General features: G+C 48.5%; 2 protein-coding genes. Both read left to right on the top strand.

All coding sequences use genetic code 11. The features are described 5' to 3' along the window. A partial coding sequence (locus R7093_RS23930; protein ID WP_318146850.1) for a methyl-accepting chemotaxis protein occupies positions 1 to 1,221 on the top strand: 1,221 nt, incomplete at its 5' end. A 113-nt stretch (positions 1,222 to 1,334) separates the two neighbouring features. Further along, the coding region (locus R7093_RS23925) for a UPF0758 domain-containing protein (protein ID WP_318146849.1) at positions 1,335 to 1,521 on the top strand (187 nt) is incomplete at its 3' end.

The following is a 1,521-nucleotide window of genomic DNA, read 5'->3' as shown; positions in this document are numbered from 1 at the left end:
AAACCAACCATCAACGCTCAGGCACCGAAATTGGGTTACGCTGAGTATCTACAAAAATGGGACTGGGTGCTTGGTACTGGGATCTACATTGATGACATCGACCAACAAGTTGCCATGCAGCGTGAATTGCGCACGCAAGAGTTAAATCAACACACTTTATCTGCGGTGACAATCTCGGTGATTGGCCTGATTATTACCAGCATCTTAACCAGCATTGCTGTTTCGAAAGGCATTAAACCACTTCAGCACGTCGCCGATTCTCTCAAAGATGTTGCTGCGGGTGGCGGTGACTTAACTGCGCGTCTAAAAGTGGAAAGTAAAGACGAAGTTGGCGAAGTCGCGGCTGCCTTTAATGAGTTTATGGATAAACTTCACCCACTGATGCAGGACATTCATCGATCTGCTTCTGCCGTTCAAACAGTTTCTGAAGAACTGAATGATCAAACGCGCACAGCGAGCGGTCAAATGCAGAGTCACTGTTTGGAAACGGATAAAGTGGTGACGGCCGTAACAGAGATGAGCATGACGGCAAAAGAAGTCGCAAGCAATACAAATGCCACTGCGCAGGCCATTGACGATGCGAACGATCAGGTCACCGAAGCCCAGCGAGAGGTTGAACAAGCGATTCAAGGCATTACTGAGTTGGTTACAGAGATCAACAGCACATCGGATGCTATCTCTGAGTTGAGTCAGCAAACGGAGCAGATTACCAAAGTATTGGATGTGATTGGCGAGATTGCTGAGCAGACCAACTTATTGGCGCTCAATGCGGCAATTGAAGCCGCGCGAGCGGGCGAGCAAGGGCGTGGATTTGCAGTGGTGGCCGATGAAGTACGTTCACTAGCGAGCCGTACGCAAAATAGCACTCATGAAATTGGCGATATGCTTAAACAGCTACAAAGTGGTGTATCTCGAGCCGTCACGACCATGTCCGCCAGTCAAGAACGCGGCGTGAAAACGGCTGAAGAGTCGGCACTGATTCAACAGTCTCTGTCTGGTGTTCACCATTCTATTGGTACAATTCGCGATATGGGAATTCAAACCGCATCAGCGGCAGAAGAACAAAGTGCGGTGGCGGAAGACATCAACCAGAACTTGGTGGCGATTCAACAGATCGTCAACAACATCAATGACACCTTGCAACACGCAGAACCGATCAGCACTCAGTTGTCACAATCCAGCACGGAAATTCGCGATCTGGTCGGCAACTTTAAACTCTGATGAACCATTAAATTGCACATAAAATCAGAGTGGAACGAAGAAAGCGAAAGTCACCCTCGACTTTCGCTTTCTGTTTTGTGGAATAGGGATTCTTACCTTCAAAGAGAGTTCCGATGATACTCAAAGCTTTGCCAAATGAGTCGATGCCACGAGAGAAACTTCTGCAACGTGGGCCGCAGGCGTTAACCGATGCCGAATTACTGGCGATATTCCTCCGTACGGGTACGGAAGGCATGAACGTGATTGAGTTGGCCGATTTCCTTATTCAAGATTTTGGTTCGCTGAGGCAGCTGTTCTCTG

The organism is Vibrio sp. 1580 (genome assembly GCF_033340055.1).
This window is presented reverse-complemented; position numbering and strand designations above follow the sequence as displayed.